General features: G+C 69.1%; 12 protein-coding genes. 4 read left to right on the top strand and 8 right to left on the bottom strand.

All coding sequences use genetic code 11. The annotated features are described in order from the left end of the window. Positions 1-77: 77 nt before the first annotated feature. Both K244_RS0111735 and K244_RS0111730 read right to left on the bottom strand, forming a co-directional pair. Positions 78-1,052, bottom strand: coding sequence for a sialic acid TRAP transporter substrate-binding protein SiaP (locus K244_RS0111735; RefSeq protein WP_020186465.1), 975 nt, complete (start codon positions 1,050-1,052; stop codon positions 78-80). A 67-nt stretch (positions 1,053-1,119) separates the two neighbouring features. Continuing rightward, on the bottom strand, positions 1,120-2,640 hold the full coding sequence (locus K244_RS0111730; protein ID WP_020186464.1) for a mannitol dehydrogenase family protein: 1,521 nt from the start codon (positions 2,638-2,640) through the stop codon (positions 1,120-1,122). A 112-nt stretch (positions 2,641-2,752) separates the two neighbouring features. Between K244_RS0111730 and K244_RS0111725 the strand changes: the two genes are divergently transcribed. Further along, complete coding sequence (locus K244_RS0111725) at positions 2,753-3,439, top strand: GntR family transcriptional regulator (protein WP_020186463.1); 687 nt, start codon at positions 2,753-2,755, stop codon at positions 3,437-3,439. Positions 3,440-3,499: 60 nt separating this feature from the next. On the opposite strand, the gene K244_RS0111720 is transcribed toward K244_RS0111725, so the two are convergent. From K244_RS0111720 to K244_RS0111695, 6 genes are all read right to left on the bottom strand, one after another. Next, positions 3,500-5,077 carry an aldehyde dehydrogenase (NADP(+)) gene (locus K244_RS0111720; RefSeq protein ID WP_020186462.1) on the bottom strand — a complete coding sequence of 526 codons (1,578 nt, stop codon included), beginning with the start codon at positions 5,075-5,077 and terminating at the stop codon, positions 3,500-3,502. A 64-nt stretch (positions 5,078-5,141) separates the two neighbouring features. After that, positions 5,142-6,065 (bottom strand): dihydrodipicolinate synthase family protein, encoded by a 924-nt coding sequence (locus K244_RS0111715; RefSeq protein WP_020186461.1) that lies wholly within the window; start codon positions 6,063-6,065, stop codon positions 5,142-5,144. A 280-nt stretch (positions 6,066-6,345) separates the two neighbouring features. Next, positions 6,346-7,152, bottom strand: a complete 807-nt coding sequence (locus K244_RS0111710; protein WP_020186460.1) for a transporter substrate-binding domain-containing protein — start codon at positions 7,150-7,152, stop codon at positions 6,346-6,348. 80 nt (positions 7,153-7,232) lie between these two features. Beyond that, positions 7,233-7,961: an amino acid ABC transporter ATP-binding protein gene (locus K244_RS0111705; protein ID WP_020186459.1), complete on the bottom strand. Its 729-nt coding sequence runs from the start codon at positions 7,959-7,961 to the stop codon at positions 7,233-7,235. Between the two features lie 13 nt (positions 7,962-7,974). After that, entirely contained in the window at positions 7,975-8,619 is a 645-nt protein-coding gene (locus K244_RS0111700) for an amino acid ABC transporter permease (RefSeq protein WP_020186458.1), read from the bottom strand. Positions 8,620-8,632: 13 nt separating this feature from the next. Then, complete coding sequence (locus K244_RS0111695; RefSeq protein WP_020186457.1) at positions 8,633-9,316, bottom strand: amino acid ABC transporter permease; 684 nt, start codon at positions 9,314-9,316, stop codon at positions 8,633-8,635. Between the two features lie 277 nt (positions 9,317-9,593). Here K244_RS0111695 and K244_RS0111685 point away from each other — a divergent pair, with 277 nt between their 5' ends. The 3 genes from K244_RS0111685 (at position 9,594) to K244_RS0111675 (ending at position 13,463) form a co-directional block, all read left to right on the top strand. Continuing rightward, positions 9,594-11,138, top strand: a complete 1,545-nt coding sequence (locus K244_RS0111685; RefSeq protein WP_020186455.1) for an altronate dehydratase family protein — start codon at positions 9,594-9,596, stop codon at positions 11,136-11,138. Between the two features lie 125 nt (positions 11,139-11,263). After that, on the top strand, positions 11,264-12,226 hold the full coding sequence (locus K244_RS0111680; protein ID WP_020186454.1) for a GntR family transcriptional regulator: 963 nt from the start codon (positions 11,264-11,266) through the stop codon (positions 12,224-12,226). A 142-nt stretch (positions 12,227-12,368) separates the two neighbouring features. Next, entirely contained in the window at positions 12,369-13,463 is a 1,095-nt protein-coding gene (locus K244_RS0111675; protein WP_020186453.1) for an ABC transporter ATP-binding protein, read from the top strand. The last annotated feature ends 17 nt before the right edge of the window (positions 13,464-13,480 follow it).

The raw sequence follows: 13,480 nt of genomic DNA, 5'->3' as shown, positions 1-13,480 counted from the left end.
GGGGCGCCTTATCGGAGGACGATCCCGGCTCTCCGCTCGCGCTTCGGCCGGGATGACGTCTCGCGCTTGCTCGGCCCTCACTTCACCGCGCGGATCGCGTCGTAATCTTCCTTCCGGTAGCCGTACATCTCGACCGGCGCCTTCTCGAGCACCGTCTTCTCGAAGTCCTTCTTGTCGACCTCGATGATGTTGAGGCCGCGCTCCTTAAAGGCGGTCAGCAGCTTGGCCTCGCGCTCCTCGACGATCTTGGTCGCCCGCTCCGCCGCCTGCTGCGTCACTTCCGTGAAGATCTTCTTGTCTTCGTCCGAGAGCGACGCCCAGCGGCTCTGGGAGATGATGATGTTGAGGTGGTCGGTGATGTGGCCGGTCAGGATGACGTTCTTCTGGACCTCATAGAACTTCTTGGCGTCGATCGCGGTCAGCGGGTTCTCCTGCGCCTCGACCGTGCCGTTCTGCAGCGCGAGATAGACCTCGGCGAAGGCGATCGGCGCGGTGTTGGCGCCGCAAGCCCGCGGCATGGCGAGGTAGGCCGGCGCGTCCGGCACGCGGATCTTCAGGCCTTTGAGGTCCGCGCAGGTCTTGACCACCCGGCTCGAGGTCGTCGTCTGGCGGGTGCCGTAGTAGGTGGCGGCCAGGATGTGGTGGCCGGTCGCTTCCTCGTAGCCCGCGGCGAGCTTCCGGAAGACGTCGCTCTTCGTGTAGGCGATGAGATGGGCCGGATCGCGGAAGATGTAGGGGTAGTAGGTCACCCCGATCGGCTTGTACTCCTTGGCGGCAAAGCTCGAGCCGGAGATGATGATGTCGACCGTGCCGAGCGTGAGGCCCTGGTTGATGTCGGCTTCCTTGCCGAGCTGAGAAGCCGGATAGACCGTGATGGTGTAGCGCCCGTTGGTGCGCTTCTTGATTTCCTCCGCCGCCCAGACCGACTCGGTCTGGAACGGCTCCGAGGCTTCGTAGACATGCGCCCATTTCAGCGCGGTCTGGGCCGTGGCCGGCGCGGCCGAAATCACGGCGAAGGCCGCGCCGAGCGCGGCGAGCGTGCGTTTCATCATTGGCGTTCCCTCGGATGTTCTTATTTGTTCTGTCGCGTTCGTTGACGCTGGAAGCGAAGCTGGAAGGTCAGGCGCCTCCGTAAGCCGCGACGGTCGCGGCGGCGCCGCGGTCGTAGAGCCGGGCCAAGGCGCGGGTGACGCCCTCGACGAAGCGCGGATCGCGGGGCAGGTCGTCGCCGAACACCTCGCGCACGCCGATCATCGCGGGGGCGAGCCGTTCCGCGACCGGCCCCGCGGCCTCGGCGATGGCGCGCAGCCGGGGCCCAAGCGGGTCCTGCACGTCGATCGGCTCGCCCTGTTCGTCGACGCCGGTCGCGTAGCGCATCCAGCCGGCGAGCCCGAGGGCCGAGGCGCCGATCGGAGCGCCCACGGCGAGACGCTCGCGCGCCACGGCGACGAGCCGCTGCGGCAGCTTCTGCGAGCCGTCCATGGCCACCTGCCAGGTGCGGTGGCGGAGCGCCGGATTGCGCCAGCGCTCGAACAGCGCGCGCTTGTAGGCTTCGACGTCCGCCTCCGCAGGCACGGCGATCGTGGGCGTCGCCTCCCGGTCCATGTAGGCGCCGACGAGGGCCGCGAGGGCCGCGTCGGAGGCCGCCTCCGCGATGGTCTCGTAGCCCATGAGGTAGCCGAGGTAGGCCATGATCGAATGGCTGCCGTTGAGCAGCCGCAGCTTCATGTTCTCGTAAGGCTCGACGTCGGCGACGATCTCCGCGCCCACCGTCTCCCACGCCGGGCGTCCGGTCGGAAAGCGATCTTCGATCACCCACTGCGAGAACGGTTCGGCCGTCACCGACCAGGCGTCCTCGACCCCGAGCGCCTCGGCCACGCGGGCGCGGTCCACGTCGGTCGTCGCGGGCACGATGCGGTCGACCATGGTGCAGGGGGCGGCGAGTTCGCCCTCGACCCAGGCCCCGAGATCGGCGTCGCGCAAGGCCGCGAGCCGCGCGATCACGCGCTTCGCCATGCGTCCGTTCGACGGAAGGTTGTCGCAGGTGAGCACCGTGAACGGCGCCGCGCCGGCCTCCCGCCGCCGCCGCAGAGCCTCGACGATCATCCCCAGCGCCGAGCGGGGCGCGTGTGGATTTTCGAGATCGTGGCGGATGTCGGCATGGTCTTCGTCCAGCTCTCCGGTGGAGGGCCGGTGGCAATAGCCCTTCTCGGTGACGGTCAGGCTCACGATCCGGACAGCCGGGTTGGACATTGTCCGGAGCAGTTCGTCGCGGTCGTCGGGCGCGGCGAGGAGGCGCGTGATCGAGCCGATCACCCGCGGCGCGTCGCCCGCGCCGGAGCGCACCAGCAGCGTGTAAAGCCCGTCCTGCGGGGCGAGGGCGTCGCGGGTGTCGGGATTGCGCAGGCTTGCAGCGGCGATGCCCCAGCTCGGATCCCGCGCCAGCAGGTCGTCCGTATAGACGGCTTGGTGCGCGCGATGGAACGCGCCGACGCCGAGATGGACGATCCCCGTGGAAAGGGCGCCGCGGTCGTAGGCGGGCCGGCGCACACCAGCCGGCAGCCCGGCGAGCGCGTCGGCGTTCAGCCGCGCCTTCGGCGCAGCGCCTGCGTCAATTTTATGCGCCGTATTCGGCGTCATGACGCTCCTCCCAGAGAGAGCTTTTCGCTATGCTAGTATGGTAGTTAAACAACGGCAACCGTGACCGAGCGCAAATGTTCGTCTCTCGAACTTATCTATCCCAGGCGCTGCGATGAACGCTCTAGGCTTCGCCTTCGACGACGCCGTCCCCGTGACTCGGCAGCTCACCCGCGCCCTGCGCAACGCGATCGTGACCATGCGGCTGCGGCCGGGCGAGATGATCTCGGAACAGGAGATCGCGACGCGGTATGGCGTGAGCCGGTCGCCCGTGCGCGAGGCCTTCATCCGGCTCGGTGACGCAGGGCTGCTCAGGATCCGCCCGCAGCGCGGAACGCTGGTGGTGAAGATCTCGCGCATGGCCGTGGAGAACGCCCGCTTCGTGCGCGAGGCGATCGAATGCGCCGTGGTGAGGGAGGCGGCCCAACGCGTCGACCGCGAGGCGCGCGCCTTGCTCAAGGCGAGCCTGAAGCGCCAGGGCTCCGCGGTCGCCGCCCGCGACGGCGCCGCGCTGTTCGCGTTGGACGAGGATTTTCACCGCCTGCTGGCGGACATCGCCGGCCGCACCGCGGCCTGGGACGTCCTGGAGGACGTCAAGGCCCAGATGGACCGTGTCCGCTACATCGACATGGCCGAGGCCGTCCCGATGGCGATCGTTGTGGCGCACCATACGGCGATCGCCGAGGCCGTCATCGCCGGCGATCCGGACGCGGCGGAGAGCGCGATGCGCGCGCACCTCACGCTCATCCTCGAGTCGATGCCGCGGCTCGCCGCGGCGCATGCGGAGCTGTTCGAGCCCTGACACACGTTGGCCCGCCGGTGTGCGGCGGGCGAACGGTCTCGTCGGTCTCGTCGTCGGCGGTCAGCGCGCCGGGGCGGCGCCGTCGACGCGGCGCGGCGCGCCGAGCGGGTTGTCGCTCTTCAGCGGAGCCGGCAGCAGATCGTCCGGCAGGTCCTGGTAGCTCACCGGCCGCAGGAAGCGGTGGATGGCGAGGCTGCCGACCGAGGTCGTGCGGCCGTCGGAGGTCGCGGGGAAGGGGCCGCCATGCACCATGGCGTGCGCCACCTCGACGCCCGTGCCGAAGCCGTTCACGAGGATGCGCCCGACCTTGCGCTCCAGCAGCGGCAGCAGCGAACGGGCGGCGTCGTGGTCCGCCTCGTCGATGTGGATGGCGGCGGTGAGCTGGCCTTCGAGGCTCGCGAGCACGCGGCGCAGTTGGTCGAGGTCGGCGCAGCGCACCACGAGGCCAGTCGCGCCGAAGATCTCCTCCTGCAGCGACGGGTCGGCCAGGAAGGTCTTGGCGTCGACCTCGTAGAGGCCGGCCTGTCCCGCCGTCGCGGCGCCGGGCTTGCCGCGTGCGATCTCCTTCACCGCCGCATGGCCGGCGAGCTTCGCCACGCCTTTCTCGTAGGCCGCGTGGATTCCCGGCGTGAGCATGGTGGAGGCCGGCGTCTCGGACAGCGCCGCGCCCGCGGCGGCGACGAAGCCCTCGAGCCCTTCGCCTTCGAGCCCGAGGATCAGGCCGGGATTGGTGCAGAACTGTCCGGCGCCGAGCGTGACCGATCCGGCGAAGGCCTTGGCGATCGCGTCGCCGCGCGCGGCGAGCGCGCCGGGGAACAGCACGACCGGGTTGATGCTGCTCATCTCGGCGTAGACCGGGATCGGCACGTCGCGCTCCCGGGCGATCTTCATCAGCGCGAGACCGCCGGCGCGGGAGCCGGTGAAGCCCACCGCGGCGACGCGCGGGTCGGCGACGAGCGCCTGGCCGATGGTCCGGCCGGCGTCGAACAGCAGCGAGAACACGCCCTCGGGCAGGCCGCAGGCCGCGACCGCCTTCTGCACCGCCCGGCCGACCAGCTCCGACGTGCCGGGATGCGCGGGATGCGCCTTCACCACCACGGGGCAGCCCGCGGCAAGCGCCGAAGCGGTGTCGCCGCCGGCGACGGAGAAGGCGAGCGGGAAGTTCGACGCGCCGAACACCGCGACCGGGCCGACCGGGATATTGCGCAGGCGCAGGTCCGGCCGGGGCATCGGCTTGCGCTCCGGCAGCGCGGGGTCGATCCGAAGGTCGAGGAACGTTCCGTCGCGCACGACGCCGGCGAACATCTTGAGCTGGCCGACGGTGCGGCCGCGCTCGCCCTCGAGCCGTGGGCGCGGCAAGCCGCTCTCCGCCATGGCGCGCTCGACCAGCTCGTCGCCGACGGCGAGGATCTCGTCGGCGATGGTCTCGAGGAATGTCGCGCGCGTCTCGAGGTCGGTCTCGGCGTAGGTCTCGAAGGCCTCGGTCGCGAGCGTGAGCCCCCGGTCGAGGTCCTCCAGCGAGGCCCCGCCGAACGCCGGCTCGATCGGCTTCCCGGTCGCGGCCTCGATCGCCTCGAAGCTCTCGCCAGTTCCGCGGACGGCGCTCGCGCCGATCAGGTTCTCGCCGGTGATGGACATTTTTTTGCTCCTCGGCAGGTCTGGACGCCCGACGCAGGCGGGCGTGGCGGTCAATGCGACGCCGTCACGTGCCCCAGCGCAGCACGACCGGGTCGAGGCGCTTGGCGATCTCGATCAGGCCGGCCCGCGTGGCGGGATGTAACGGCGGAAGGGGCGAGCGCAAGGTCTCGTGCTTGATGACGCCGCCCTCCTTCATGAGCGCCTTGCAGGCGGCGAGCCCACACTGACGGTTCTCGTAATTGATCAGCGGCAGCCAGCGCTCGTAGGCCTGCGCGGCGGCCTCGCGGTCGCCGGCGAAATAGGGGTCGACGATCTGGCGGATGCCGTCGGCGTAGGCGCCGCCGGTCATGGCGCCGGTCGCGCCGGCGTCGAGGTCGGCCATCAGCGTGATCGCCTCCTCGCCGTCCCACGGGCCGACGATGGCGTCGCCGCCCTCCTCGATCAGCGCGCGGAGCTTCGCGGCGGCGAAGGGCACTTCGATCTTGAAATAGGAGAGGTGCTCGATCTCCTTCGCCATCTTCGCGAGGAACGGCACCGAGAGCGGCGTGCCCGCGACGGGCGCGTCCTGCACCATGATCGGGATGTCGATCGCGTCCGAGACCGTCTTGAAGAAGGCGTAGATCTGAGGCTCCGGCACCCGGAAGGTGGCGCCGTGGTAGGGCGGCATCACCATGACCATCGCGGCGCCGGCGTCCTGCGCGCGCTTCGAGCGCTCGGCGCAGACATGGGAGCCGAAATGCGTCGTGGTGACGATCACCGGCACGCGGCCGGCGACGTGCTCGAGCACGCAGTCCAGCACCTGGTCGCGCTCGGCGTCGGTGAGCACGAACTGCTCCGAGAAGTTGGCGAGGATGCAGAGGCCATTCGACCCCGCGTCGATCATGCAGTCGACGGCGCGGCGCTGGCCCTCGAGATCGAGCCGCCCGTCGGCGTCGAACACGGTCGGGGCGACGGGAAACACGCCGCGATAGGGAGCGGGGCTGGCCATATCAAATGATCCTCAATCGAACATTTGTTCGAGGGTGAGATAGCGGAATGCGCGGGAGAGGGGAAGCCGGACGTGCGATTGCAGGGACGGCCGCCCCCGGCCGGCGAGAACCCTGCGCTGGAGCCGCCGCGCAGTGAGCCCGCGGTCATCCACGCTCCGCGGTCGCCCCGGGCTTGGCCCGGTGTCCATCAGCCCGCCGGTCGAGGTCGGTCGTCGCCCGGCGGGCTGATGGAGTCCGGGACTTCGCTCGGAATGACGCGGGGTTCAGGGCGTCATGAAATCAGTTGGTGAACTCGGCCGGCAGCGCCATGCCGAAGTACTTCTGGTAGATGCCGTTGAGCTTGCCGTTCTTGAGGTTCGCCGACACCCACTCGTCGAGCTTGGCCTGGAACGCCTCGTCGTTCTTGCGCAGGCCGATCGCCATCGGGTAGGCGGCCATGGTCAGCTTCACCTCGAGGTTCTTGCCGGGGTTGGCGTCGCGCACGGCGTTCGCGGTCGAGAGCGCCGCGGCGAGGATGTCCTGCTGGCCGGTGGCGACCGCCGCGTTGGCCGTGGCCTCGTCCTCGTAGCGGACGACGCGGGCGCCGGGGGCCGAGGCCTTCGTCACCTTGGTCAGTTCGATGTCGGCGGTTGTGCCGCGGGCGACTGCGATCGTCTTCCCGTCGAGGTCCTCGGGCTTCGCAATCGTCGCGTCCTTCGGCGCGGAAACGACGACGGGCACGACGCCGTAGGGCTTCGAATAGGCCACGACCTTCTTCCGCTCCTCGGTGATCGAGAACGAGGCGATCACGACGTCCGCCTTGCCGGAGAGCAGGAAGGGCACGCGGTTGGCGCCGGACACCTGCACGACCTGCAGCTTCACGCCGAGGTCTTCGGCCAGCAGCTTGGCGGTCTCCACGTCGGAGCCGGTCTCCTTAGCGGAGGAGTCGAGCATGCCGTAGGGCGGATGGCTGACGTCGATCGCGACCAGGATCGCGCCGCGCTCCTTGATGGTCTCGAGCGTGCCGGCGTGGGCGGGCGCGGCGAATGCGGCGAGGCCGAGCGCAAGCGCAAGCGCGGAGCGGCGGGAGACGGTGGCGAAGGTCATGGGCAGTTCCTCTCGAGGGTGGGCCGTCTTGCCGCGGCCGATTGGTTGAAGGCGTGACGCGTCAAAGACGTCGTGAGACGTCAGAGATCGGTGGCGACGAACTGCTGCAGTTCGGGCGTCTGGGGCGCGCGCAGCATCTCCGCGCCGCCGCGCTCCCAGACCTTGCCGTGGTGCATGAAGACGATCTGGTCGGCGACGCCGCGGGCGAATCCCATCTCGTGGGTCACCAGCACCATGGTCATGCCGTCCTGGGCGAGCCGCTCGATCACGCGCAGCACCTCGCCGGTAAGTTCGGGATCGAGCGCCGAGGTCACCTCGTCGAACAGCATCAGCTTCGGCTTCATGGCGAGCGAGCGCGCGATCGCGACGCGCTGCTGCTGCCCGCCGGAGAGCTGCTCGGGGTAGCTCTGCGCCTTCTCGGACAGGCCGACCTGCGCCAGCACATGGGCGGCGAGCTCCTTCGCCTCCTTCGCGCCGACCTTCATCACCTTGCGCGGGGCGAGGGTAACGTTCTGCTCGACGGTGAGATGCGGGAACAGGTTGTAGCTCTGGAACACGATCCCGACCTCCTGGCGCAGTTTGCGCAGGTCGGTCTTGCCGTCGTGGAGCTTCTCGCCGCAGACGTGGAGTTCGCCGCCGTTCACCGTCTCGAGCCCGTTGATGCAGCGGAGCGCGGTGCTTTTGCCCGAGCCGGAGCGCCCGACGAGCACGACGACGTCGCCGCGCGGCACGTCGAGCGTGATCCCCTTCAACACCTCGACGGCGCCGAAGGATTTGTGGACGTCCTGGAAGCGGACCATGGGCTCCATGGAAGATGTCTCCTCAGACGCGTTTCAGCTTGCGCTCGAACCGACCGGCGAGCAGCGACAGCGGGTAGCAGATGACGAAGTAGAGCGCGGCGGCGATCGAGAAGACGAGGAATGGCTTGTAGGTCGAGTTGTTCAGGACCTTGGCCGAATAGGTCAGGTCAAAGAAACCGATAACGACCGAATACGACGTGTTCTTCACGATCTGGACGAGGAAGCCGACGGTGGGGGGCACCGCGATCTTCAGCGCCTGGGGCAGGATCACATGGACGAAGCGCTGCGTTCCCGTCAGGGCGAGGCACTCCGCCGCCTCCCATTGGGTCTTCGGCACCGACTGGATGCAGCCCTTCCAGATCTCGCCGAGATAGGCGCTGGAGTAGGCGGTCATTGCGAGCCCGGCCGCGACCAGCGCCGGCACCTCGAAGCCGCCGATCGACAGCCCGAAGTAGACCACGAACATGATCACCGGCAGCGGAATGCCCTGAATCAGCTGGACATAGGCGCTCGAGATCATCCGCAGCGCCTTGAGCTTCGACGAGCGGGCGAGCGCCACCGGCAGGCCGAGGATGGCGCCTCCGACGAAGCCCAGCAGCGACAGAACCAGGGTCCAGCCGGCGCCGCGGACGAGGAAGAGGAGTTGGTCGACGGTCAGTCCGAGCATCGTGCCGATCCCTCTAAAGCGGCGTGCCGAGCCGCCGCCGCCGCGGGAACGCGGCGAGCGCGACCCCGTGCAGGGTGAGGCGGAGCATGGTGACGAGGGCGAGGTAGATCGCGGCGGTGACGAGGTAGGCCTCGAAGCCCCGGAAGGTGAAGGACTGGATCTGGTAGGCGACGCCCGTGAGTTCCTCGGCCGAGATCTGCGACATGATCGAGGTCGCGAGCATCATCAGGATGAACTGGCTGACGAGGGCGGGGTAGACCCGCTCCACCGCCTGGGGCAGCTCGACATAGAGCACCCGCTGGGGGCCGCTGAGCGCGAGGCAGGAGGCGGCCTCGCGCTGGCCGCGAGGGATGCTCTCGAAGCCCGCCCGCATGATCTCCGCGGTGTAGGCGCCCACGTTGATCGAGAGCGCGATGATCGCGGCGGTGAAGGCGTCGAGACGGGCGCCGAGCACCGCGAGCCCGAAGAACAGCCAGAACACCTGGATGACGAGCGGCGTGTTGCGGATCGCCTCGACGTAGACCGTCGCCGCGCGTCGCACCGGCGTGGAGCCGTAGATCCGGCCGATGGCGCAGAGGGTCCCGAGGACGAAGCCGGGCACGATCGAGACGACCGTCATCCAAAGCGTCAGCCACACCCCGCGCCATAGGTCGGGGGCGTACTCGCTCAGAAAACTGAAGTCGAACTCGTAGCCCATTCCTTGATCCGTTCCAGACTGGCTGTCGTCAATCCACGCTTCGTCTTCAAGACAAGTCGCACTGCGACGTCGTCTTGAAGGTTAGGGGCATGAATACGAGCCGAAAGAACGTGAAGACGGTCGAAACGATCGATCCGTCCGATTTCCTCATGATCAGCGCTCTGACGTCGCTGTTGACTTTCATCGCCTATCATGGTCGTACATTGCACGCAATAGCCAATAAATTGATCGACCCGGCGCACCCAGGGTCGGCGCATCGCCCCGAGGAGGCGCGCACATGCCCGTGGAAACCCTTGATCGTCAGGCCCAGGCCATCCTTCTGAACCCCGTCGACAACGTCGCCGTGGTCCGCTCCGGCGTCGCGGCGGGAACGCCCATCGGAGTCGCGGGCGTCGTGACCTCCGGCGAGGTGCCGCGCGGCCATAAGGTCGCCGTAGGGGGCATCGCGAGCGGCGCGGAGGTCATCAAGTACGGCCAGACCATCGGCTACGCGACGCGCGACATCGCGGCCGGCGATCATGTGCATCTGCACAACATGGCGATGCACGACAGCGAGGTGGTCCACCACTTCGCCGCCGACGCCCGTCCGACGCCGCTCCTGCCGGAGGGCGAACGGCGCACCTTCCTGGGCTTCGGCCGCGCGAACGGCGACGTCGGGACCCGCAACTACATCGGGATCGTGAGCTCGGTGAACTGTTCGGCGACGGTCGCGAAGGCGGTCGCCGACCACTTCAACAACAAGGGCGGGCTCGCGGGCCATCCGAACGTCGACGGCGTCGTCGCGCTGACCCACGGCGGCGGCTGCGCCATCAACACAGCCTCCGAGGGCTATCGCTTCCTGATCCGGACGCTCGCGGGCTACGCGCGCAACCCGAACTTCGGCGGCATCCTGATGATCGGGCTTGGTTGCGAGACCAACCAGATCGACATGCTGCTGGAGCGGTCGGGCCTTGCGGAGGGGCCATTCCTCAAGACCATGACGATCCAGCGCACGGGGGGCACGCGCAAGTCGATCGAGGCGGCGTCGGAGGCGATCCGCGGCATGCTCGACACGGTCAACGCGGCCGAGCGCGCCCCACAGCCGCTGTCGAAGCTCAAGCTCGCGCTCCAGTGCGGCGGGTCTGACGGCTACTCCGGCATCTCGGCGAACCCCGCGCTCGGCCACGCCGCGGACCTGATCGTGCGCCACGGCGGCACGGCGGTGCTCTCGGAGACGCCCGAGATCTACGGCGCCGAGCATCTGCTGACCCGCCGGGCCCAGACGCCTGCGGTCGCCCAGAAGCTGATGGACCGCATCGAGTGGTGGCGCGACTACACCGCGAAGAACGACGCGGAGCTCAACAACAATCCGTCCCACGGCAACAAGGCCGGCGGCCTGACGACCATCCTGGAGAAGTCTCTGGGCGCGGTCGCCAAGGGCGGCACGATGCCGCTCGAAGCCGTCTACGAATACGCCGAGCCGATCGACCGCACCGGCTTCGTGTTCATGGACACGCCGGGCTACGACCCGGTGGCGGTCACGGGCCAGGTCGCGGGCGGCTGCAACATCATCTGCTTCACCACTGGTCGCGGCTCGGTCTCGGGCTTCAAGCCGGCGCCCTGCATCAAGATCGCGACCAATGACGCCATGTACGAGCACATGGAAGAGGACATGGACGTGAACTGCGGCGGGATCGTCACCGGCGCCGACACCATCGAAGCGGCGGGCGAGCGCATCTTCGAGAAGATCATCGCGGTCGCCTCCGGCGAGCCGTCCCTGAGCGAAACCTTCGACTACGGCGACAACGAGTTCGTCCCCTGGCCGCTCGGCGCGGTGACCTGAAGGCTGTTTCGTCGCTCTTCATCATCCCCGGATAAACCGGGGCAGGACGCTCGGAGCTTGAGGCGGCTTCATCTCTAAGCGGCCGTGAGATGCCCGGGAAAAACCTGTCTCCGGAAACGAGACGCATGTTCGAACGCAAGCGCCCGGCCTACGCCCTGATCGCGGACACGTTGCGCGAGACGATCGCGTCCGGGCGGCTGCCTGCGGGCGCGGTGCTGGCCGAGGGCGCGCTGGCGAGCCTGTTCGGCGCCAGCCGCTCGCCGGTGAAGCAGGCCTTCGCGCAGCTCGAGGCGGAAAAGCTGGTGCGGCGGTTCGACGGGCGCGGGGTCCTCGTCGGCGATGGGCCGCCGAAGCGGGTCGCGCTTACCGCCGAGATCCTGGGCCTCGCGACAGGCGCCGCGCGCGACGACGCCTGGGACACGCTCTACTATGCGCTGGAGCGCGCGGTCATCGAGGCGTCCGTCTTCGGCCGCTTCCGCATCAACGAACTGGCGTTGGCGCGTCACTTCGGCGTCGGGCGGACGGTGGCGCGCAACCTGCTGCTGCGGGCGCAGGGCGCGGGCATCGCGGTCAAGACCGACAGCGGCCACTGGCAGATCGTGCCGATGGACGAAGCCCGCATCAGCGATCTCTACGAGCTCCGGCTGATGCTGGAGCCGCCCCTGATCAGGAGCGCCGCCGGCCGCGTGCCAGCCGCCCAGCTCCGTGAAATGATGACCCGGCACGCCGCCGCGAACCGGGCGGCTCCGGACTACGGCGTCGCCGAACTCGACGCGCTCGAAGCGGACATCCACGTGACGTGCTTAGGTTTCGGCCGCAACGCCGAGGCGCGCGCCGCGCTCGAGCGCACGCGTTGCCTGCTGGTCGTCGGCAAGCACATCCAGGCCGCGATCGCCAAGGCGCCGCGCATCGATCCCTTCATGGACGAGCATCTCGCCATTCTCGCGGCGCTGAAGGCCAACGACGGCGACCGCGCCGCCACGGCGCTCAGCGACCATCTGCTGTCGAGCATGCGCAAGGCGGCGGAGCGCGTCGCGGCGTTCCGCGCGCAAGGCGGCCCCTCCGCCCCGGCGTTCCTGATGGCGTGAACGCGAGCCGGCTGCGCGTCGATTGGGCGGTTGACGCTGTTTTAAGCTGTGCGGCCGTCAGCTTGACCGCAGGCTCCGTTCGTTCCGAGCGCCGCGCGTTTGGCACGGGCGTTGCTGGTCTGCGACCCAGCCCGGAGCACAGATGCCGCAAGCCGCCGAGATCGACCTCGCCTCGGTCACCAAGCGATACGGCGACGACGCCGTCGCGGTTGACGCGATCAGCCTGAAGATCAAGGCCGGGACCTACTGCTGCCTGCTCGGTCCCTCCGGCTGCGGCAAGACCTCGACGCTGCGCATGATCGCCGGCCACGAGAGCGTCACCTCCGGCGACATCCGCCTCGGCGACGTCGTCGTGACGGACCTGCCGCCCGCCCGGCGCGCGACCTCGATGATGTTCCAGTCCTACGCGCTGTTCCCGCATCTCGACCTCGTCGACAACGTCGCCTTCTCGCTGAAGATGAAGGGCGTGGCGAAGGCCGAGCGGCGGGAGAAGGCGCTCGGGATGCTCAAGCTCATGCACATGGACCAGTACGCCTCGCGGCGTCCGGCGCAGCTCTCCGGCGGCCAGCAGCAGCGCGTCGCGCTCGCCCGGGCGCTGATCACCAGCCCGCAGGCGCTGCTGCTCGACGAGCCGCTGTCGGCGCTCGACCCCTTCCTCAAGGTCCGCATGCGCGCCGAGCTGAAGCGCCTGCAGCGCGACCTCGGCGTCACCTTCGTCCACGTCACCCATAGCCAGGAGGAGGCGATGGCGCTCGCCGATCTGGTGGTGGTGATGTCGAACGGGCGGATCGAGCAGGCGGCGGCCCCGCGCGAGATCTTCCACCGTCCCGCCACCGCCTTCGTGGCGAGCTTCATGGGCGAGCACAACGTGCTGTCCGGCAAGGTCACCGCGCTCGACGACGCCGGCGCGATCCTCACCTGTTCGGGCGGCGCGGCGTTCCGTCTGCCCGCGGCGGCCCATCTGGAGCTCGGCGCCCCGGCGCAGGCCGCGGTTCGGCGCGATCGCATCCGGATCGGCGAGGCCGCCGCGCCGGGCCTCGGCTTCACCGGCCATGTCCGCAACGTCGAGTACCGCGGCGGGTCCATGAAGATGACCCTCGACGCGCCCGGGGTGGAGGACTTCACCGTCTACGCCGACGAGGCGGTCTTCGACTCCGCGCCGCACGAGATCGGCCAGGCCGCGCCGCTCGCCTGGAGCCTCGCCGACGTCCACGTGCTCCGCCCCTCGTTGCAGTGATCCCGACCCCGCATGAC

Origin of the sequence: Methylopila sp. 73B (assembly GCF_000526315.1) — a bacterium.
In the GTDB taxonomy this organism is placed as follows: Bacteria; Pseudomonadota; Alphaproteobacteria; order Rhizobiales; family Methylopilaceae; genus Methylopila.
Note: the sequence above shows the minus strand (reverse complement) of the source record. Positions and strands in the feature narration are given on the sequence as shown.

Bases quoted from the DNA above. Each gene is read 5' to 3' on its own strand.
- K244_RS0111735 (WP_020186465.1), bottom strand. From the start codon at position 1,052: ATGATGAAACGCACGCTCGCCGCGCTCGGCGCGGCCTTCGCCGTGATT.
- K244_RS0111730 (WP_020186464.1), bottom strand. From the start codon at position 2,640: ATGACGCCGAATACGGCGCATAAAATTGACGCAGGCGCTGCGCCGAAG.
- K244_RS0111725 (WP_020186463.1), top strand. From the start codon at position 2,753: ATGAACGCTCTAGGCTTCGCCTTCGACGACGCCGTCCCCGTGACTCGG.
- K244_RS0111720 (WP_020186462.1), bottom strand. From the start codon at position 5,077: ATGTCCATCACCGGCGAGAACCTGATCGGCGCGAGCGCCGTCCGCGGA.
- K244_RS0111715 (WP_020186461.1), bottom strand. From the start codon at position 6,065: ATGGCCAGCCCCGCTCCCTATCGCGGCGTGTTTCCCGTCGCCCCGACC.
- K244_RS0111710 (WP_020186460.1), bottom strand. From the start codon at position 7,152: ATGACCTTCGCCACCGTCTCCCGCCGCTCCGCGCTTGCGCTTGCGCTC.
- K244_RS0111705 (WP_020186459.1), bottom strand. From the start codon at position 7,961: ATGGAGCCCATGGTCCGCTTCCAGGACGTCCACAAATCCTTCGGCGCC.
- K244_RS0111700 (WP_020186458.1), bottom strand. From the start codon at position 8,619: ATGCTCGGACTGACCGTCGACCAACTCCTCTTCCTCGTCCGCGGCGCC.
- K244_RS0111695 (WP_020186457.1), bottom strand. From the start codon at position 9,316: ATGGGCTACGAGTTCGACTTCAGTTTTCTGAGCGAGTACGCCCCCGAC.
- K244_RS0111685 (WP_020186455.1), top strand. From the start codon at position 9,594: ATGCCCGTGGAAACCCTTGATCGTCAGGCCCAGGCCATCCTTCTGAAC.
- K244_RS0111680 (WP_020186454.1), top strand. From the start codon at position 11,264: ATGTTCGAACGCAAGCGCCCGGCCTACGCCCTGATCGCGGACACGTTG.
- K244_RS0111675 (WP_020186453.1), top strand. From the start codon at position 12,369: ATGCCGCAAGCCGCCGAGATCGACCTCGCCTCGGTCACCAAGCGATAC.